The organism is Nocardioides mesophilus (assembly GCF_014395785.1).
GTDB classification, from domain to species: domain Bacteria; phylum Actinomycetota; class Actinomycetes; order Propionibacteriales; family Nocardioidaceae; genus Nocardioides_B; species Nocardioides_B mesophilus.
This window is the reverse complement of sequence record NZ_CP060713.1, coordinates 3627064-3646677: the sequence shown is the minus strand read 5'-3', so window position 1 is coordinate 3646677 and position 19614 is coordinate 3627064. Positions and strand designations below refer to the sequence as shown.

16 protein-coding genes are annotated in these 19614 nt (G+C 73.7%); 3 read left to right on the top strand and 13 right to left on the bottom strand.

Annotated features, from left to right (window positions below):
* Window positions 1–9: 9 nt before the first annotated feature.
* The 6 genes from H9L09_RS17475 to H9L09_RS17450 all read right to left on the bottom strand — a co-directional run bounded on the left by H9L09_RS17475 (window position 10) and on the right by H9L09_RS17450 (window position 6078).
* Entirely contained in the window at window positions 10–861 is an 852-nt protein-coding gene (locus H9L09_RS17475; protein ID WP_223164105.1) for a GNAT family N-acetyltransferase, read from the bottom strand.
* Between the two features lie 4 nt (window positions 862–865).
* Complete coding sequence (gene rny, locus H9L09_RS17470; protein ID WP_246456088.1) at window positions 866–2314, bottom strand: ribonuclease Y; 1449 nt, start codon at window positions 2312–2314, stop codon at window positions 866–868.
* 213 nt (window positions 2315–2527) lie between these two features.
* Window positions 2528–3205 carry a regulatory protein RecX gene (locus tag H9L09_RS17465; protein ID WP_187578096.1) on the bottom strand — a complete coding sequence of 226 codons (678 nt, stop codon included), beginning with the start codon at window positions 3203–3205 and terminating at the stop codon, window positions 2528–2530.
* Window positions 3206–3227: 22 nt separating this feature from the next.
* Entirely contained in the window at window positions 3228–4289 is a 1062-nt protein-coding gene (gene recA, locus H9L09_RS17460; protein WP_187578095.1) for a recombinase RecA, read from the bottom strand.
* Between the two features lie 227 nt (window positions 4290–4516).
* Window positions 4517–5884, bottom strand: coding sequence for an MFS transporter (locus tag H9L09_RS17455; protein WP_246456087.1), 1368 nt, complete (start codon window positions 5882–5884; stop codon window positions 4517–4519).
* Window positions 5881–6078 (bottom strand): DUF3046 domain-containing protein, encoded by a 198-nt coding sequence (locus tag H9L09_RS17450; protein WP_187578094.1) that lies wholly within the window; start codon window positions 6076–6078, stop codon window positions 5881–5883. Before H9L09_RS17450 ends, H9L09_RS17455 begins: the two co-directional genes overlap by 4 nt.
* 65 nt (window positions 6079–6143) lie before the next feature.
* On the opposite strand from H9L09_RS17450, the gene H9L09_RS17445 reads away from it, so the two are divergent.
* Entirely contained in the window at window positions 6144–6653 is a 510-nt protein-coding gene (locus tag H9L09_RS17445; RefSeq protein ID WP_187578093.1) for a GNAT family N-acetyltransferase, read from the top strand.
* A 19-nt stretch (window positions 6654–6672) separates the two neighbouring features.
* Here H9L09_RS17445 and H9L09_RS17440 read toward each other — a convergent pair whose 3' ends face one another.
* Genes H9L09_RS17440 through H9L09_RS17430 form a run of 3 tightly spaced genes read right to left on the bottom strand, consistent with a single transcriptional unit; the run spans window position 6673 to window position 9274 of the window.
* A complete protein-coding gene (locus tag H9L09_RS17440; RefSeq protein WP_187578092.1) occupies window positions 6673–7470 on the bottom strand; it encodes an ABC transporter permease in 798 nt (265 codons plus the stop codon).
* Entirely contained in the window at window positions 7470–8285 is an 816-nt protein-coding gene (locus H9L09_RS17435; RefSeq protein ID WP_246456545.1) for an ABC transporter permease, read from the bottom strand. The genes H9L09_RS17440 and H9L09_RS17435 overlap by 1 nt, the downstream gene beginning before the upstream one ends.
* Window positions 8285–9274, bottom strand: a complete 990-nt coding sequence (locus tag H9L09_RS17430; RefSeq protein ID WP_425491694.1) for an ABC transporter ATP-binding protein — start codon at window positions 9272–9274, stop codon at window positions 8285–8287. The genes H9L09_RS17435 and H9L09_RS17430 overlap by 1 nt, the downstream gene beginning before the upstream one ends.
* A 116-nt stretch (window positions 9275–9390) precedes the next feature.
* On the opposite strand from H9L09_RS17430, the gene H9L09_RS17425 reads away from it, so the two are divergent.
* Together H9L09_RS17425 and H9L09_RS17420 are read left to right on the top strand one after the other, a co-directional pair.
* The gene (locus tag H9L09_RS17425; RefSeq protein WP_187578091.1) at window positions 9391–14037 is read left to right on the top strand and encodes an ATP-dependent helicase; all 4647 of its coding nucleotides are present in this window, start codon (window positions 9391–9393) and stop codon (window positions 14035–14037) included.
* Complete coding sequence (locus tag H9L09_RS17420) at window positions 14030–14812, top strand: Fpg/Nei family DNA glycosylase (RefSeq protein ID WP_187578090.1); 783 nt, start codon at window positions 14030–14032, stop codon at window positions 14810–14812. Before H9L09_RS17425 ends, H9L09_RS17420 begins: the two co-directional genes overlap by 8 nt.
* A 20-nt stretch (window positions 14813–14832) precedes the next feature.
* Here the strand turns inward: H9L09_RS17420 and H9L09_RS17415 are convergent, their stop codons facing one another.
* The 4 genes from H9L09_RS17415 to H9L09_RS17400 all read right to left on the bottom strand — a co-directional run bounded on the left by H9L09_RS17415 (window position 14833) and on the right by H9L09_RS17400 (window position 19563).
* On the bottom strand, window positions 14833–15621 hold the full coding sequence (locus H9L09_RS17415; RefSeq protein ID WP_187578089.1) for a nucleotidyltransferase domain-containing protein: 789 nt from the start codon (window positions 15619–15621) through the stop codon (window positions 14833–14835).
* Window positions 15622–15641: 20 nt separating this feature from the next.
* Window positions 15642–15983, bottom strand: coding sequence for a helix-turn-helix domain-containing protein (locus tag H9L09_RS17410; RefSeq protein ID WP_187578088.1), 342 nt, complete (start codon window positions 15981–15983; stop codon window positions 15642–15644).
* Between the two features lie 143 nt (window positions 15984–16126).
* A complete protein-coding gene (locus tag H9L09_RS17405) occupies window positions 16127–16642 on the bottom strand; it encodes a CinA family protein (protein ID WP_187578087.1) in 516 nt (171 codons plus the stop codon).
* A gap of 80 nt (window positions 16643–16722) precedes the next feature.
* Window positions 16723–19563: an ExeM/NucH family extracellular endonuclease gene (locus H9L09_RS17400; protein WP_187578086.1), complete on the bottom strand. Its 2841-nt coding sequence runs from the start codon at window positions 19561–19563 to the stop codon at window positions 16723–16725.
* Window positions 19564–19614: the final 51 nt, after the last annotated feature.

Here is a 19614-nt window from a genome sequence, read left to right as displayed (position 1 = left end):
GAGCCTAGATTACTCGGCAGTAACCAGACCGGCCGAGGCGGCGCCGAAGACCCGGCGGACGTCGAGGCGACACCCGACCACGGTGTCGGCTCCCCCGTCGGTGCGCGGCTCGTCGAACCACAGCCCGCGGACGAAGCCGAGCTTGTCGAGGACCCGCAGCGACGCGACGTTGCGGTGGTCGGGGGCCGCGAAGAAGGACGGCGCCTGCGGGTAGTGCGGCCGCACCACGTCACGCAGGAACTGCCACAGCATCCGGGTGCCGAGCCCGTGCCCGACCCAGGACCGCTCCCCGATCGCGTAGTCGAAGCCGACCGCGTCCGGCGCCGCGGTGAGCAGCGCCCAGTCGGGATGGTCCCCGATGAGGTAGTCCTGCACGAACCCGACCGAGCGGCCGTTGATCTCCACGACCCAGCGCCGGGTCGGCTCGGTGCCGTCGATGGCCGGCCCGTAGTGCGCCTCGGCCCGGTCCAGGTCGGCCGCCTCGTCGTTCCACCACCGCGCGACGTGCGGCTCGTGCACCCAGCGCACCACGTCGGGCAGGTCGGCCCGGGTGAGCGGGCGGAACCCGATCACGGCCCGGGGCACGGCGGCCACCCGGGCCACCGCGTCCTCGCGCGGGTCGAGCCTGAGGTGGTGCAGGCCGACCGTGTCCGGGACGTCGCAGGCCAGCAGGGCCTGACGCTCCGCCAGGTCGACCGCCCACGGCTCCAGCCCGTCGAGCCCCGCGGCCCGCAGCGCCCGCAGGCAGCCGCCGTACACCGACTCCCCCGCGTGCCGCAGCGTCTGCACGACCCGGAAGCCGCCCTCGCCGGCCCCGGAGGCGGGCCGCAGCACGACGCTGGAGCCGCGCGGGGTGCCCATGGGCTCAGCGGGCGATCTCGGTGGCCCGGGACTCCCGGACGACGGTGACCTTGATCTGACCGGGGTAGGTGAGCTCCTCCTCGATCTGCTTGGCGATGTCGCGGGCCAGGACCTGGGCTTCGATGTCGTCGACGACCGACGGCGAGACCATCACCCGCACGTCGCGACCGGCCTGCATGGCGAACACCTTCTCGACCCCCTCCTTGGCCAGCGCGATCTCCTCGAGCCGGTGCAACCGCTGCACGTAGGCCTCCAGCGACTCGCGGCGCGCTCCCGGTCGGCCGCCGCTGATCGCGTCGGCGGCCTGGGTGAGCACCGCCTCGACGGTGCGCGGCTCGACCTCGTTGTGGTGGGCCTCGATCGCGTGGACGACGTCCTCGCTCTCGCCATAGCGGCGGGCGAGCTCAGCGCCCACGATGGCGTGCGACCCCTCGGCCTCGTGGGTCAGCGCCTTGCCGATGTCGTGGAGGAAGGCCCCCCGCACGATCGACTCGCGCGAGAGGCCGAGCTCGTCGGCCAGCATCCCGGCGATGTGGGCGGACTCCACCAGGTGTCGCAGCACGTTCTGCCCGTAGGAGGTGCGGTACTTCAGGCGGCCCATCGTGGCCAGCAGCTCGGGGTGCAGGTCGGCGACCCCCGCCTCGACCGCGGCGTCGTCGCCGGCCCGGGCGCAGAGAGCGTCCACCTCGCGCTCGCACCGCTCGTGGACCTCCTCGATCCGGGTCGGGTGGATCCGCCCGTCGGCCACCAGCTCCTCGAGCGTCAGCCGGCCGACCTCGCGGCGGACCGGGTCGAAGCAGCTCAGCAGCACCGCACCGGGGGTGTCGTCGATGATCAGGTTGACGCCGGTGATCTGCTCGTAGGCACGGATGTTGCGTCCCTCCCGGCCGATCACCCGGCCCTTCATGTCGTCCGAGGGCAGCGGCACCAGCGAGACCACCGACTCCGCGGTCTGCTCGGCGGCGAGCCGCTGGATGACGGTGCCCAGCACCTTCTTGGCCCGCATCTCGGCCTCGTCCTGCGCGGCCCGCTCGATGTCGCGGGCCAGGATCGCGGCGCTGCGCTTGGCCTCGGCCTCGATGGTCTCGACCAGCTGCGCCTTGGCGTCCTCGGCGGTGAGGCCGGCGAGGCGCTCGAGGAGCAGCCGGCGCTCCTCCTCGATGTCGAGCAGCTCGAGGCGGCGGGCCTCCTGGGCGGCCTCGGTCTCCGCGAGCTGGTGGGCCCGCTCGTCGAGGTGGCGCTGCTCGGCGTCGAGCCGCTCCTCGCGCTCGGCGAGGCGGTGCTCGCGCCGCTCGATGTCCTGGCGCTGCTCCTGGAGGTCCTGGTGCAGCTCGTGCTCATGCCGGGCCGCGCGGTGGCGGTAGAACAGCAGCACGGCGATCGTGGCGACCGCGAGCGCGGCGATGACCCCCAGCACGGCCACGAGGATCTCGGTCACGCCGGTCACGTCCACGAGCCGCTCCTTCTCTATGGCGCGAGGACGGCTCGCCGACGAAGGCGTCCCCAGGATGCGGGAACGCCCTCCCCACGGCCGGTGTCAGGGCCGCTGTGCCGGACTGCCTGTCGTTCGCGTCCCGGCCGGAGCCGGGGTGTGTGTCGGGTCAGACCCCGGAGAACCGGGGTGTCGATGCTGCACCTTTGAATCTAGGTCGCGGGCAGGGGCCGGTCAAGGAAGGTCCAGCTCCTCGGCCCCCTCGGGCTCTTCGGCGCCGTGACCCACCGCGTCCAGCTCCTCGCGGACGACGCGGAAGGCGACCCCGGGTGGGTAGCCCTTGCGGGCGAGCATGCCGCCGAGCCGGCGCACGGCGGTGGTGCGGTCCAGCCGGGCGGCGGTGCGGAGCTTGCGCCGGACGAGCAGCCGGGCCGACTCGATCTCGTCGTCGGGGTCGATCTCGTCGAGCGCCTCCCGCGCCACCTCGTCGTCGACGCCCTTGCGGCGCAGCTCCTGAGCCAGCGCCCGGCGGGCCAGGCCCTTGCCGGGCTGGCGGGACTGGACCCAGGACCGGGCGAACGCCTGGTCGTCGACCAGGCCGACCTCCTCGAAGCGGTCCAGCAGCCGCTCGGCGACCTGGTCGGGCACGCCCTTCTTGGCCAGCTTGCCGGAGAGCTCGGAGCGGGTCCGGGCGGCCCCGGTGAGCTGGTCGAGCAGGATCTTGCGGGCGACCGCCTCGTGGTCGGCCTCGGGGCCGAGGGCAGCCTGGTCCTCCGGCGGCGGGGCCGGGTCGCCCCCCTGGGCGGCCAGCCAGGTCTCGACACCGAGCCGGACGTCCCCGGAGACAGGACCGCCCGTCTGGTCCCCTGGGAGGGTGGGACCAGACGGGCGGTCGTCGGGAGGGATGTTCACGCCGTGTCGGAGCTGACCCGGCTCAGAAGTCGATGCCGGTGGGCTCCGCCGGAGCCGGGGCCGGGGCGGCAGGCGCCTCCGCGTCCAGCGTCGGCAGCACCCCGAGCTTCTCGAGGATCCGCTTCTCGAGCTCGTTGGCGAGGTCGGGGTTGTCCCGCAGGAAGGCGCGGGCGTTCTCCTTGCCCTGACCGAGCTGGTCACCCTCGTAGGTGTACCAAGCGCCGGCCTTGCGGACGAGGCCCGCCTCGACGCCGACGTCGATGAGCCCACCCTCGCGGCTGATGCCCTGGCCGTACATGATGTCGAACTCGGCCTGCTTGAACGGCGGCGCGACCTTGTTCTTGACCACCTTGACGCGGGTGCGGTTGCCGACCATCTCCTGGCCGTCCTTGAGCGTCTCGATGCGGCGCACGTCGAGCCGGACCGAGGAGTAGAACTTCAGCGCCCGCCCACCGGTGGTGGTCTCCGGGGAGCCGAACATCACCCCGATCTTCTCGCGCAGCTGGTTGATGAAGATCATCGTGGTGCCGGCGCCGTTGAGGGCACCGGTCATCTTCCGGAGCGCCTGGCTCATCAGCCGGGCCTGCAGACCGACGTGGCTGTCGCCCATCTCGCCCTCGATCTCGGCGCGCGGCACCAGCGCCGCGACCGAGTCGACCACGATCAGGTCCAGCGCACCCGAGCGGATCAGCATGTCCGCGATCTCGAGGGCCTGCTCACCGGAGTCGGGCTGCGAGACCAGCAGCGCGTCGGTGTCCACACCGAGCGCCTTGGCGTAGTCGGGGTCGAGCGCGTGCTCGGCGTCGATGAACGCCACGATGCCGCCGGCCCGCTGGGCGTTGGCGACCGCGTGCAGCGCGACCGTCGTCTTGCCCGAGGACTCGGGCCCGTAGATCTCCACCACCCGTCCGCGGGGCAGGCCGCCGAGGCCCAGCGCCACGTCGAGGGCGATCGATCCGGTCGGGATGACCTGCAGCGGCGCCCGGACGTCGTCGCCGAGCCGCATCACCGATCCCTTGCCGAACTGTCGCTCGATGTTCGCGAGCGCGGCGTCGAGCGCCTTGTCGCGGTCTCCACCAGCCATGGAAGTAGTCCGTTCGTCTGTCCGCCTCGAGGGGGAACCTGCTGTCTTCTTCATCGTCAATGACACTAGAGAGGTCCTCCGACAGTTCGCGAGCTCGATGGCGCGACCTGGGGAAAGAATCCCGTGCAGTCGTCGACCGTTTCCGACGCTCCGAGCCTAGCCCGAACACCTGTTCGACCGCGACCGACACGCCCGAGGCTCCCGACGCCGTGCAGACCGGGCCGCGCTCACAGGGCCGGGACGTCGTCCACAGCCGCGTCCGGACGGGCCGCCGCACGCCGCGCGAACTCGGCCGCGGTGACCACCCCGGTCACCAGCAGGGCCGCGAAGATGTTGAGGGCCACGAAGCCCAGCCGGCCCATGACGACGCCCGCGACGACGCCGGCCGCCGCCGCGGTCAGGCCCATCACCAGGTCGGCCGCCCCCTGGACGTCGGTGCGGACCTCGATCGGCGCGGACTCCGACAGCAGCGTCGAGGCGGCCACCGTGCACAGCGACCAGCCGAGGCCCAGCAGGAACAGGCCGGCCCCGATCCGCACGGAGGCGCCGTCCGGCGAGCCGCCGGCGAGGAACAGCGACGCGAACAGGACGGCCGCGCCCAGGCCCATCACCACGGGGCGGCCGAACCGGTCCGCCGCCCAGCCCACCACCGGGGAGAGCGCGAACATGCCCAGCACGTGCACGCTGATCACCAGGCCGATGACCTCCAGGCTCGCGCCGCCGTGGTGCATGTGCAGCGGGGTCATCACCATCACCGCGATCATCACCGCGTGCGCGAGGGCCAGCGCGGCGATCCCGGCCCCCACGCCCGGCCGGGTGCGGACGGTGGCGACCACCCGCGACCAGGAGGTCCCGGCGGCGGTGGCCACGACCGGGTCCCGGTCCAGGGCCGCCTGCTTGGCGACGGTCAGCGGGTCCGGACGCATGAAGAGCGCGATCACCACGGCCGCGGCGAGGATGCCGATCGTGCCGAAGAGGAACGGGCCGGTGAGCGCGGGCAGCCCCAGGCCAGCCGCGGCGCTCCCCGCCGGCCCGGTCAGGTTCGGGCCGGCGACCGCGCCGACCGTGGTCGCCCAGACCACCAGCGAGAGGGACCTGGCCCGGTGCTCGGGACGCGCCAGGTCGGTGGCCGCGTAGCGGGACTGGGCGTTGGCCGCCGTCGTCGAGCCGAGCAGCACGGTGCCGGCGAGCAGCACCGCGAACGAGTCGACGACTCCCGCGACCACGCACAGCGCCGAGCCGGCCGCGCCGAGCAGGTAGCCCAGCACCAGGCCGGGCCGGCGCCCGCGCCGGCCCATCAGGTGCGCCAGCAGGAAGGACGCCACCGCCGCGCCGAGCACCTGGGTGGTCTGGGCCAGCCCGGCGAGCTCGGCCGAGCCGGTGATCTCCTCGGCCAGCACGGCGGCGACCGCGATGCCGATGGTGAGGCCCAGCCCGCCGAGGCTCTGGGTGACCACCAGGGTGCCGAGCGTGCGGCGCTGCACCTGGGCGACGCGGTGGTCCGGCCAGCGCATCCCGCCACCGAAGCCGCGGGCCACGCCGCTCGCCCCGCCGGAGACCCAGCCGGCCAGCCTGCGGCCGACCTGCTCGCTCACCGCAGGCTCGCCGGCAGCTCGAGGACCTCGGCGACCGCTCGCCAGACCGCCTTCGGGGACTCCCCCGCGGCGAGCGCCTCGTCGACCGTGCGGCCGCCGAGGGCTGCGATCACCTGCTGCTCCGCCCAGTTGCGGGCGTACGCCGAGGACCCCAACGCCTCGGTCATCCGCTCCCAGAACTCCGTGTGTCGCACGGGCCCGAGCCTACGGTGTCCCGCCCCGACGCACGCCGACACCGGGACCTGGAAAGATGGCCCGCATGGGCCATGACGTGACGATCCGCCCCGCCGACGAGGACGACCTGCACGACATCGCGACCATCTACGCGCACGAGGTGGCGAACAGCATCGCCACCTTCGACCTCGAGCCGCCCACCCTGGCCTACTGGCAGGAGAAGCTCGCCGGCAGGCACGCCGGCGACCACCTGCTGGTCGCGGTCGACTCCGACGACGACGTGGTCGGCTACGCCTACTCCTGGTCGTTCCGGCCCCGGCCGGCGTACGAGCTCAGCCGGGAGACCTCGATCTACCTCGACCCGTCGGTCCGCGGCAAGGGCGTGGGCCGGCTGCTCTACCCGGCGCTGCTCGAGGAGATGGCCGCCTCCGGGGTGCACACCGCGGTCGCCCTGATCGCGCAACCCAACCCCGGCAGCGTGCGGCTGCACAAGGCGGTCGGCTTCCAGCACGTGGGCTCGATGCGCGAGGTCGGCTTCAAGTTCGACCAGTGGATCGACGTGGAGTGGTACCAGAAGATGCTCGGACCGGCCTGAGCGCGACGGCCCGCACCTCTCAGCCGAGCAGCAGCGTGCCGAGCCGCCGCGAGACCACCCGCAGGCCGACCAGGCCCATCACGACCAGGTAGAGCACCGAGACCAGCGACGCCACCGAGACGGCGCCGGTGGTCAGCTCACGGCACAGCACCACACCGCGGTAGAGCGGCGTCGCCTCGACCACCCACCGCAGCCAGCCGTCGTAGGTCGTGACCGGGAAGAACGTCGCCGAGAACAGGAACATCGGCATGATCGAGAGCTGGACGAACTCGAAGTCCTGCCAGCTGCGCATGTACGTCGTCAGGGCCATGCAGACCGCGGAGAAGCCGAACCCGACCAGCAGGGTCGCCGGCACGACCAGCACCGCCCACCAGGAGCTGACCAGCCCCATCGCCAGCATCACCAGCAGGAACCCCGCGGAGTAGACCCCGCCGCGCAGCAGCGCCCAGGTGATCTCGCCGCGGGCCACGTCGGCCGGGCGCAGTGGGGTGGCCAGCACGGCGTCGTACAGCTTCTCGAACTTGAGCTTGAAGAAGACGCTGAAAGTGGAGTCGAGCACCGCGCCGTTCATCGCCGAGGCCGCGAGCATCGCCGGCGCCACGAACGCGGCGTACTCGATCGTGCGGCCGTTCACCTCGAACCCGTCGACGAGCTGGCCGACGCCGATCCCGATCGAGAACAGGTAGAACACCGGCTCGAGGAAGCCGGTGAGGAAGAAGACCTTGCTGCGCCGGTGCGCGAGGTAGTTGCGCGACACGAGCCGCCACGACGGGGACCAGCCGGCGCGCGGCCGGACCAGAGCGGTGAGGACGGCCATCAGTGCACCAGCCGCCGGGAGAGCCGCCGCACCGACCACCACCAGCCGAGGGCGGTCAACGTGCCGAGGTAGGCAAGGTGCACCAGCGCCGGCCCCGGCTCCAGGGTGCCGAGCGTGAGCATCCGGGTCAGGTCCACGCCGTGCCACAGCGGGGTGACCACGGCCACCGCCTCCAGCGGCGCGGGCAGGTTCGAGATCGGGAAGAACGCCCCGGAGAACAGGAACAGCGGGACGATCATCACCCGGTAGATGACCGCGAAGGCGGACTGGTCCTTCAGCCCGGCGCTGACGCCGTAGAGCGGCGTGGCGAACGCCATCCCGACCAGCAGCGTCGCCGCGAACGCCCCGAGCGCACCGGCCGGCGAGGCGAACACGTCGAAGAAGGCGAGCACCACCAGGAACGCCGCGCTGGTCGTGGCGACCCGGAAGAGCACGAACAGCAGGTGCGCGGCCACGATGTCGCTGATCCGCAGCGGCGTCGCCACCATGCCGAGGTAGGTGCGGTCCCACTTGATCTTGCCGAGCACCGGCCAGGTCACCTCACCGGTCGCGATCTGCATCACGTGCGCGGCGACCAGACCGGGGGCGATGTACGCGAGGTAGCTGGGGGCGCCCTGCAGGTCGGCGCGGGCGGGGTCGATGTAGCGGCCCAGCAGGACCCCCATCGCCACGACGTAGAACAGCGGCGTCACGAACGAGGTGAACACCGAGCCGCGCCAGGTGCGGCGGTAGGCGGTGACCCAGTAGTCGGCCTGCCGCGCCACCATCGCCGCCCGGCTCGTGCCCGGTGCCGTCGGGACCCCCGAGGTGCCCATCACTCCACCAGGGTGCGGCCGGTGAGGTGCAGGAAGACGTCCTCGAGGGTGGACCGGCGCACCAGGGCCGCGGCCGGGACGAGCCCCAGCTGGGTGACCCGCGCCAGGGTCTCCTCGCCGTCGGCGGTGTAGAGCAGCAGCCGGTCCGGGAGCACCTCGACGCGCTCGGCGAGGTGGCTCACGCGCTCGCCGAGCTCCTCGTGCTGCCCGACCCCGAAGCGCAGCTCGGTGACCTCCCGGGTCGAGTGCCGGCGGATCAGCTCCAGCGGGGAGCCCTCGGCCACGATCCGGCCGCCGTCGATGACCACGAGCCGGTCGCACAGCTGCTCGGCCTCGTCCATGTAGTGGGTGGTGAGGACCAGCGTCACGCCCTCCTGCTTCAGCCGGAACAGCCGGTCCCAGAGCGTGTGGCGGGCCTGCGGGTCGAGGCCGGTGGTCGGCTCGTCGAGCAGCAGCAGGTCGGGCCGGTTGATCAGCGAGCGGGCCATCGTCAGCCGGCGCTTCATGCCGCCGGAGAGGTCGTCGACCTTGGCGCCGGCCTTCTCCCCGAGCTGGAAGAAGCCGAGGAGCTCGTCGGCGCGGGCACGCGTCTCGGCCCGGGGCAGCCCGAAGTAGCGGCCGTAGACGACCAGGTTGTCGCGGACCGTCAGCTCGGTGTCGAGGGTGTCCTCCTGCGGGCAGACCCCCAGCCGGGCGCGGATCCGGGGGCCGTCCACGGCGGGGTCGAGACCGAGGATCTCCAGGGTCCCGCCGCTGGGCGGCGACACCGCCGCGATCATCCGCATCGTGGAGGACTTGCCGGCGCCGTTGGGCCCCAGGAAGCCGAACGCCTCGCCGGAGCGGACGTCGAGGTCGATGCCGCGCACCGCCTCGACCTCGCCGTAGGTTTTGCGCAGCCCCACCGCCCGGATCAGCGACGCGGGACGCCCGGCCGCGGCGGCCGCGGCGGCCGTGGCGCCGGGCAGGAGGGCAGGTTCGGGGCCGGACACCCCTCGACCCTAGACCGGCCCACCGACAGGATCACCCGACTTTGCGAAGCGGACGGACCGCCCCACCCTCGCCCCCGGGATCCGGCCAGGCGTGGTTGTCGGTGCCGTCGGGCAGGATGGACGCCGTGGCGAGGAGAGACCGGACGGCGGAGGTGCTCGACGTCTTCAGCGCGCCCACGCGCACCTGGTTCGAGGCCGCCTTCGCCGAGCCGACCCCGGCGCAGCTCGGTGCCTGGACGGCGATCGCCGCGGGCCGCAACGCGCTGGTGGTCGCCCCGACCGGCTCCGGCAAGACCCTGTCGGCGTTCCTGTGGTCGCTGGACCGGATCGCTACCGGGGAGCGGCCGGCCGACAAGCAGCACCGCTGCCGGGTGCTCTACGTCAGCCCGCTCAAGGCGCTCGCCGTCGACGTCGAGCGCAACCTGCGGGCGCCGCTGACCGGGATCCGGCACACCGCCGAGCGGCTCGGCGAGCAGGTCCCGGACATCACCGTCGGGGTCCGCTCGGGCGACACCACCGCGCAGGACCGGCGGCGCATCGCCACCAGCCCGCCCGACATCTTGATCACCACGCCCGAGTCGCTCTTCCTCATGCTGACCTCGCAGGCCCGCGAGGCGCTCCGGGGCGTCGAGACCGTGATCGTCGACGAGGTGCACGCGGTCGCCGGCACCAAGCGGGGGGCCCACCTCGCGCTGTCGCTGGAGCGGCTCGACGAGCTGCTGCTCCAGCAGGACAAGCAGCCCGCGCAGCGGATCGGCCTGTCGGCGACGGTCCGCCCGGTGGAGGAGGTGGCCCGCTTCCTGGGCGGCTCGCGTCCCGTCGAGGGGGTCGCCCCCACCTCGACCAAGGAGTGGGACCTCCAGGTGGTCGTCCCCGTCGAGGACATGACCGAGCTCGGCGTCGCGGCCGAGGAGCCCGCCGAGGGCTCGGCCGCCGGCGGCCCCCAGCGCGCCTCGATCTGGCCGCACGTGGAGGAACGCGTCGTCGACCTCGTCGAGCAGCACCGCTCCACGATCGTGTTCGCCAACTCCCGCCGGCTCGCCGAGCGGCTGACCGCGCGGCTCAACGAGATCGCCACCGACCGCGCCGCGGCCGGCGCGGACGAGCAGGCGAGCGGCGCACCGGTCGGCGGCCCGCCGGCGGAGCTGATGGGGCAGGCCGGCCGGTCCGAGGGGGCGCCGGTGGTCATCGCCCGCGCGCACCACGGCTCGGTCTCCAAGGAGCAGCGGGCGCTCATCGAGGACGACCTGAAGCGCGGCACGTTGCCGTGCGTGGTCGCCACCTCCAGCCTGGAGCTCGGCATCGACATGGGTGCGGTCGACCTGGTGATCCAGATCGAGTCGCCGCCCTCGGTGGCCAGCGCGCTGCAGCGGGTCGGCCGCGCCGGGCACCAGGTCGGTGAGGTCTCCCGGGGGGTGCTGCTGCCCAAGCACCGCAGCGACCTCGTGCACACCGCGGTGGCCGTCGAGCGGATGCGGATCGGGGCGATCGAGTCGCTGCGGGTGCCCACCAACCCGCTCGACGTGCTCGCCCAGCAGGTGGTCGCGGCGACCGCGGTCGACGCCTGGGACGTCGACCGGCTCTTCGAGCTGGTGCGCCGCTCGGCGCCGTTCGCGACGCTGCCGCGCTCGGCCTACGACGCGACGCTGGACCTGCTGAGCGGGCGCTACCCCTCCGACGAGTTCGCCGAGCTGCGGCCCCGGATCGTCTGGGACCGCGTCAACGGCGAGCTGAGCGGTCGGCCGGGAGCACAGCGGCTGGCGGTGACCAGCGGCGGCACCATCCCCGACCGAGGGCTGTTCGGGGTGTTCCTGGTCGGCGAGAAGGCCAGCCGGGTCGGCGAGCTCGACGAGGAGATGGTCTACGAGTCACGGGTCGGTGACGTCTTCGCGCTCGGGGCGACCTCGTGGCGCATCGAGGACATCACCCACGACCGGGTGCTGGTCTCCCCCGCTCCCGGGCAACCGGGCCGGCTGCCGTTCTGGAAGGGCGACCAGCTCGGGCGTCCGGCCGAGCTGGGCGCGGCCATCGGCGCCTTCACCCGCGAGCTGGGCGCGCTCGACCGGGACCAGGTGCTGTCCCGCTGCCGCGACGCCGGCCTCGACCAGTGGGCCGCGGACAACCTGGTGATGTTCCTCGAGGAGCAGCGCGAGGCCACCACCACGCTGCCGACCGACCGCACCGTGCTGGTCGAGCGGTTCCGCGACGAGCTCGGCGACTGGCGGATGGTGGTGCACTCGCCCTACGGCGCCCAGGTGCACGCGCCGTGGGCGCTGGCGATCGGGGTCCGGCTGCGCGAGCGCTACGGCATCGACGCCCAGGCGCTCCCCGGCGACGACGGCATCGTGCTGCGGATCCCCGAGACCGACCAGGAGCCGCCCGGCGCCGAGGTGGTGGTCTTCGAGCCCGACGAGATCGAGGACATCGTGACCGCCGAGGTCGGCGGCTCGGCGCTGTTCGCGTCCCGGTTCCGCGAGTGCGCGGCCCGCGCGCTGCTGCTCCCCCGCCGCGACCCCGGGCGCCGCTCGCCGCTGTGGCAGCAGCGGCAGCGCAGCGCACAGCTGCTCCAGGTGGCCTCGAAGTACCCCTCCTTCCCGATCGTGCTGGAGGCGGTGCGCGAGTGCCTGCAGGACGTCTACGACGTGCCGGCGCTCGTCGGCCTGATGCGTCAGCTCGCCGCGCGGAGCATCCGCACGGTCGAGGTGAGCACCACTGCGCCGTCCCCGTTCGCCCGGAGCCTGCTGTTCGGCTACGTCGCGGCGTTCATGTACGAGGGCGACAACCCGGTCGCGGAGCGGCGCGCGGCCGCGCTCTCCCTCGACCAGGGCCTGCTCGCCGAGCTGCTCGGCCGGGCCGAGCTGCGCGAGCTGCTCGACCCCGACGCCCTCGCCGAGCTCGAGCGCGAGCTGCAACGGCTGACCGAGGACCGCCGGGCCCGCGACGCCGAGGGGGTGGCCGACCTGCTGCGGCTGCTGGGCCCGCTGTCGACCGCCGAAGTCACCGCCCGCAGCGCTACCGACCCCGCGGGCTGGCTGGAGATGCTGCGCGAGGCTCGCCGGATCGTCGAGGTGCGCATCGGCGGGGCCGCCTGCTGGACCGCCGTGGAGGACGTCGCGCGGCTGCGCGACGGGCTCGGCGTGCCGGTGCCGGCCGGCACCCCCGAGGTCTTCACCGAGCCCGTGGAGGACCCGCTCGCCGACCTGGTCGGCCGCTACGCCCGCACCCACGGGCCGTTCCTCGTCGCCGACGTGGCCACCCGGCTGGGCCTCGGCGTCGCGGTGGCGCACCAGACCCTCACCCGGCTCGCCGCCCAGGGCCGGGTGCTCGAGGGCGAGTTCCGGCCGGCGGGCGCGGGATCGGAGTGGTGCGACGCCGACGTGCTGCGCCGGCTGCGCCGCCGGTCGCTGGCGGCGTTGCGCAAGGAGGTCGAGCCGGTCGAGCCGGCCACGTTGGGACGGTTCCTGCCGGCCTGGCAGAACCTCGTCTCCTCGGGCAGCCGGGCGCTGCGCGGGGTCGACGGCGTGCTCGCGGTCGTCGAGCAGCTCGCCGGCTGCGCGGTGCCCGGCTCGGCGCTGGAGCCGCTGGTGCTCGGCAGCCGGGTCGTCGACTACGCCCCGGCGATGCTCGACGAGCTCACCGCGAGCGGCGAGGTGCTCTGGGCCGGGCACGGCACGCTGCCCGGCAACGACGGCTGGGTCTCGCTGCACATGGCGGACGCCGCGCACCTGACGCTGCCCGACCACGCCGAGGTCGAGCTCACCCCCGTCCACCAGGCGGTGCTCGACGCCCTCGACGGGGGCGGCGCCTACTTCTTCCGCCGGCTCTCCGACCTCGTCGGCGGCGCGGTCGGCACCACCGACGACAAGGTCCTCGAGCCCGCGCTGTGGGACCTGGTCTGGGCCGGGCTGCTCTCCAACGACACCCTCGCCCCGGTCCGGGCACTCACCGCCACCGGGCGTACGGCGCACCGCAGCCGGCGGCCACCGCCCCGGGCCCGGGTCTCGAGCCGCCGTCCGGCGATCGGCCGGGCCCCGCTGCCTTCGCGGACCGGTCCGGCCACGATGGCCGGCCGCTGGTCGCTGCTGCCCGCGCTGGAGCCGGACGCGACCCGACGGGCGCACGCCTCGGCCGAGGGCCTGCTGGAGCGGCACGGCGTGGTGACCCGCGGTGCGGTGACCAGCGAGCGGGTGCCCGGTGGCTTCGCCGGGGTCTACAAGGTGCTCTCCGCGTTCGAGGACTCCGGCCGGTGCCGGCGCGGCTACTTCGTCGCCGGGCTCGGCGCCGCCCAGTTCGGGGTTCCGGGCGCGGTGGACCGGCTCCGCACCTTCAGCCGCGAGGTCGGCGCGCCCGGCGACGACGACGCCAAGCCGGTCGCGGTCGCCCTCGCGGCCACCGACCCGGCCAACCCCTACGGTGCCGCACTGGCGTGGCCCGAGCGGGTCGTGGCCGAGGACTCGTCCGGCGGCCACCGCCCGGGCCGCAAGGCGGGTGCGCTGGTGGTGCTGGTCGACGGGGAGCTGGTCGTCTACGTCGAGCGCGGCGGCCGGACGCTGCTGACCTTCAGCGACGACGCCGAGCAGCTGACCCCGGCGCTGGCGGCCCTCGCCGGGGCCGTCCGCGGCGGCGCCCTGGGCAGGCTCACGGTCGAGCGGGCCGACGGCGCGAGCATCCTCGCCTCCGGGGAGCGCCCCGAGGTGCTGCGCCAGTCGCTGGAGGGCGCCGGGTTCGTGGCGACGCCGAGAGGGCTTCGGCTCCGTGCCTGAGGGCGACACCGTCTGGCGCACCGCGCAGCGACTCGACCAGGCGCTGACCGGCCGGACACTGCGCAGCACCGACTTCCGGGTGCCGGCGCTCGCGACCCTGGACCTCTCCGGGCAGGTGGTGACCGGGACCGTCTCCCGCGGCAAGCACCTGCTGACCCGGATCGGTGCCGACCACACCCTGCACACGCACCTGAAGATGGAGGGCAGCTGGCACCTCTACCGGCCCGGCAGCCGCTGGCGACGTCCGACCCACGAGGCGCGGGTGGTGCTCGGCACCGACGACTGGTCGGCCGTCGGCTTCGCGCTCGGGATCGTGGAGATGGTCCGGCGGTCCGAGGAGGACGACGTCGTCGGTCACCTCGGGCCCGACCTGCTCGGCCCCGACTGGGACGAGCAGGAGGCGCTGCGCCGGTTGACCGCCGACCCGGCCCGGCCGATCGGAGAGGCCCTGCTCGACCAGCGCAACCTCGCCGGCATCGGCAACCTCTACAAGTCCGAGCTGTGCTTCCTGGCCGGCGTGAACCCGGCCCGTCCGGTGGCCGAGGTCGCGGACCTGCCGCGCCTGGTGCGCCGTGCGAAGGCGGCGCTGGAGGCCAACAAGGAGCGCGTCGAGCAGACACTCACCGGCGACACCCGGCGCGGCAAGCAGACCTGGGTCTACCGTCGCGACCGCCAGCCCTGCCGCCGCTGCGGCGCCCGGATCCAGGTCGACATGCAGGGGCCGCAGACCCAGGAGCGGGCGACCTACTGGTGCCCGGCCTGCCAGCCGGCCTAGGAGCCCGCGCGGGCCCGAGGTCAGGCGGGCAGGTCCAGGCCGAGCTGTCGGTGCAGGTGCTCGCGGCAGGCCGCCTCCAGCTCGACGGGGTGGTCGGGCCCGAGCAGGTCCCGGGCCGCCGGCAGGAAGATCGCCGCGACGGCCAGGTGTGCCCGGACGACCGCGCCCCGCTCGGCCCACACCGGTGGCAGCGCGGCCAGCGCCGCCAGCTCGTCGGCGGGCAGCACCCGCGACAGGTGCAGCGCGCCGCTCAGCCGGGGCCCCTCGACGCGGTAGCGCAGCAGCGTGGTCAGCAGCTGACGCAGCAGCATCGCACCGTCGGCGGCCGTCACCAGCTCACCGCGCCCCACGACCACCGGCAGCAGCCCCAGCACCCGCAGGAACTCCTCGGTCATCCCCCGCACCGCGGCCCGGTCCGGACCGGTGGCCGGCAGCGGCGCCGGAGAGACCCCGTCGCGGTTCAGCAGCTCCTGCACGCCGTCCGCGTCGAGATCGTGGAGCTGGGCGGGTCCGCCGACCACGACGTCCCAGCGCAGCCAGCCGGGCAGGATGTGGTGGAACACCGGCGCGGGCCCGAGCCGACGGGCCAGCAGCGGCCGGTAGTGCGGTGCGACGTCGGTGAGCCAGCCACCGACGTACGCCGCGAGGTGCGCCTCGGCGACCAGCACGAACAGGTCGACGTCGCTGAGCTCGTCGGCGGTGCCGGAACCCCGGCTCCCGGTGAGCCAGACGCCGCGCACCCGCGGATCGCTGGATGCCTGCGCGAGGAACCGGTCCAGCAGCGCGTGCCAGGACGGCGGGGAGGCCACGGGAGCCCGGTGGGCGCGGGTCAGGCTGCGGAGGCGACGACGTCGCCGGACCGCGAGCGCTTGGCGGCGCCGGGCTCGAGGCGGCGCGAGCGCAGGCCGGCGTCCTCGAGACGGATCGCGACAGCGGCCTCCTCGAGCGCCACGGCGTCGCTGACCTCGGAGAGGATCTCCGAGAGCGGCACGTCGAGGGCCGAGCAGATGGAGGCGAGCAGCTCGGAGGAGGCCTCTTTCTGGCCCCGCTCGATCTCAGAGATGTAGCCCAGGCTCACCCGGGCGTCGGCCGAGACCTCGCGCAGGGTGCGTCCCTGACGCATCCGCTGCGAGCGGAGCACCTCGCCGAGCAGGCGTCGGAAGAGAACCATGTCCGTGCTCCTTCCTGTCGCCTTCGCTGATTCGACACCTGGTGCGGGACCGGTATCGGATGAGGCTAACGCTACCGGTTCGGGAAAACTTCCCACAGGGGACCTGGGGAAAACCCCTGGGTGCCCAGACCAGGTGGCTCGGACTAGACGGGCCGGCCGACCACGACCTCGAGGACCGCGATGACCGCCCGGCGCGCCGACTGCCTCCGGATCTCGGCCCGGTCTCCGTCGAGCCGCAGCTCGAAGGTCCGGGTCTGCTCCCCGTCCGCGATGCCCAGGAACACCAGTCCCACCGGCTTGTCCTCCTGCGCGTCCGGGCCCGCGACACCGGTGGTGCTGACCGCGACGTCGGCACCGAGCAGTCCGCGGACCCCCTCGGCCATCTCCGCGGCGCACTGCGCCGAGACCACGCCGTGCTCGGCGACCGTCCGCTCCGAGACGCCGAGCACGCTGACCTTGACGTCGGAGGCGTAGGCGACCATCCCGCCGCGGTAGCTGGCGCTGGCACCCGGGACCGCCGAGACCAGCTCGGCGAGACCGCCCCCGGTCAACGACTCCGCCGTCGCCAGGGTGAGCCCCCGGGCGCGGAGCGCCGCGTGCAGCTCGGCCGCGCGTTCCCGCGCCTCGTGGTGCAGGTCCCGCTCCAGGTCCTCGGCCATCCTCGGATCATAGGCGAGGCCGCGGCCCGGGCGAGGTGAGTCGCCAGGGCCACGGCCTCAGGTCGTGCAGGCGCGGCGGGTCAGCCGACCACCACCACCACGCTGAGCGGGGTGGTGCTCTCGTGCCCCGCTGCGTCGGTGTAGCTGAGGGTCAGCTCCTTGGTGCCGGCGTCGGCGAACTCCGGGAGCCGGAGCCTGGCCGTGCCCTCGGACACCGTTGCGGTGGCGAGCAGCCGGTCGCCGTCGGAGACGGTCACCGTGCCCTCCTCGGCGGGCACCCCGGACTGGCTGATCCCGACGGTGACCTTCGCCCGGGTCTTGTCGGCCTTGATCTTCTCCGGCCGCACGGTGACCTCGAACGTGGCCGCCGGCGTGGTGTCGATGCCGAACAGGATCGGGTCGTGGTCGGAGGCCCGGTAGGGCGTGCTGCCGTCGTAGAAGTCGGTCGCGTTGTAGTTGAAGCGGCTGTACTCCAGGGCCACCGACTCGACCGAGTTGATGTTCCACACCGCTGCCCCCGTGGTGGAGGCCAGCGCGGCGTCGTTGGCCAGGCCGTGGTCGAGCGAGCCGATCAGGCCGCCGAACAGGTAGGTGTGGCCGGCGTCGAACCGGACCCCGAGGTCGGTGTAGCCCTCCTCGTCGAGGGCGAGCATCGGGTCCTCGTAGGTGTAGGAGTTGAAGTCGCCGTCGAGGTAGACCTTCGCCACGTCGCGGTCGGCCTGCAGCTGCTGCACCCAGGCGGTCATCGCCCGCACCTGCTCGACACGACGCGGGTTCCAGGCACCCTGGCCGTGCTCGGCGTTGGGGTCGCTCGCGTCCTTGGGCGCTGAGCCCTTGGACTTGAGGTGGTTCACGACCAGCATGAACCGGTCCGTCCGGGTCGCCCCGACGGGCGCGAACACCTGGGCCAGCGGGTCGCGGGCGTTGACGAACGGGTCCTCGGCTCCGTCCTTGATCCGGATCACCGACTCGCCCTCGGCGCGCACGGCCGCGGGCTTGTAGATGAACGCGGTGCGGATGAAGTCCTCGGTGCTCGCGTCCGGCCGCACGGTCGGCGTCGGGACGTAGGCCCAGACGTCGGCTCCGGCGTCGGCGTTGAGCGCCTGGACCAGGGCCGCGAGGGAGGCGTCCCGGTCGTGGCCGAACTTGGCGGAGTTCTCGATCTCCTCCAGCGAGACCACCTCGGCTCCCAGCGAGTTGATCGCGGTGACGATCTTGGCCTGCTGCCGCTCGAAGTCCTCGGCCTCGGCCGCGCCCCGGGCATCACAGCCACGGTTCACGGTCACCGGGTCCTGCTCGGTGCGGTCGTAGTAGAACGTGCAGCCGGCGAGGTCGACCCCGAGGTCGGTGAAGTAGTTGAGGACGTTGAAGCTGGCGACCTGGAGGTCGCCGCCGACGTCGGCCGGGCGCGCGGTCCGGGTGTCACCGAAGGTGGCCGGTCGCACCCCGTTGGTGTCCCCGGCGGTCAGCTGGTCGGTGGGCTGCAGCCGCCACTGGCCGAACCGGTAGTCCACGACGACCGGTCGGGTGAAGGTCACCGGCTCGCCGACCCGGATCGTCGGGTCGTCGGTGAGCCACGGCAGCGGGGTGTCCTCCCCGGCGTCGGAGTAGAGGAAGTTGGTGCTCGCACCGTCGTCGAGGGTGACGAAGGCGGCCTGGTTGTGCGCGGCCACCGCGTCGGCCTCCGCGGAGCCGAACGGCGCGACGTCGGTGGGCTGGTACAGGGGCTCGTCCCCCTGCGCGATCCCGATCTCGCCGTACTGGTTCAGGGCGTAGTTGTCGCTCACGGTGAAGTCGCCCGCAGGAGCCACGAGCATCCCCTCGAGGGCCTCGCGGGCGGCGTCGGTGCCCGGCCAGCCGGTCAACGCCGGGGTCACCGGAGCGAGCGGCTCGGCCAGCTCCACGATGTCGGCGGCCGACCCCGGCGTCAGCTCGGTGAGCCCGCCGAACTCGCTGACGGTGCCGGTGACCTTCACGGAGTCGCCCCGGGCGAGGCCGGCGTCCATCGCGGCCACGGTCGAGCTGCCCCAGACGAAGAGCGCGTCCGAGGAGCCGTCGAGCGTCTGGCCGGTGCCGCCGGTCTGGAGGTAGAAGCCCCGGAAGCCGCCCTCGGCGTAGGTCGCGGTGACCACGCCGGTGGTGGTGACGGTGTCCCCGGCGACGGGGCTGGTCGCACCGTCGCCCTGGATCTCGGCGACGGACAGCTCCACCGGCGGCTGCGGGGGCGGCGCGGTGCAGGCGGCGCCGCACGCGGTCGGCGTCATCGCGGTGCCGGAGAGCCGCGTGAAGTCGGTGCTGTTGTCGTCGGAGTCGGCGCCGCCGGTCCGGCTGATCGAGGAGGTGTTGCTCGGCGCCGGCGCGGGGCCGGCGTCGGCCCTGGCGTTCTCGAAGGTGTTGCTGGCGCCGTACCCGACCAGGTCGACCAGCCCGGTGTCGCCGGCCTGGTCCCCGGTGCCCGGGTTGTAGGCGGAGGTGCCGGCCACCAGCAGGACCGTGCCGGTGCTGCCGGACAGGTTGACCCCGGTGTCGGTCTGGTCGGGCGTGGCCGGCAGCGGCGCACCGACGGTGGTGTCGCTGCTGGCCAGCTGCAGCAGGTAGCTGGCGCCGCCCGGCAGCTCGACGTCGGCCAGGGCCACCACGCCCGAGGGGTTGGTGGTGCCGGTGGCGCTGCGGTACTGCACCGAGAGGCCGCCGAGGTCGATCGCGGCCGAGGTCGGGTTCAGGATCTCGACGAAGTCGTTGCGGTAGGTGGCGACCGAGTTGCCACCGCCGCCGTACACCTCGTTGAGCACCAGCCCGGTGCCGGCGGGATCGGCCTGGGCCGAGGGGGCGAGGGCGACCGTGGACCCGATCAGGGCCGTGGTCAGGGTCAGGAGCAGTCCGGTAGCGCGTGGCGACCGGGGTCCCGAGAGGGATCTCATGGGCGGGTTTCTCCCCAGATAGGACAAGAAGCGAGCAATGACCCCAGGAAC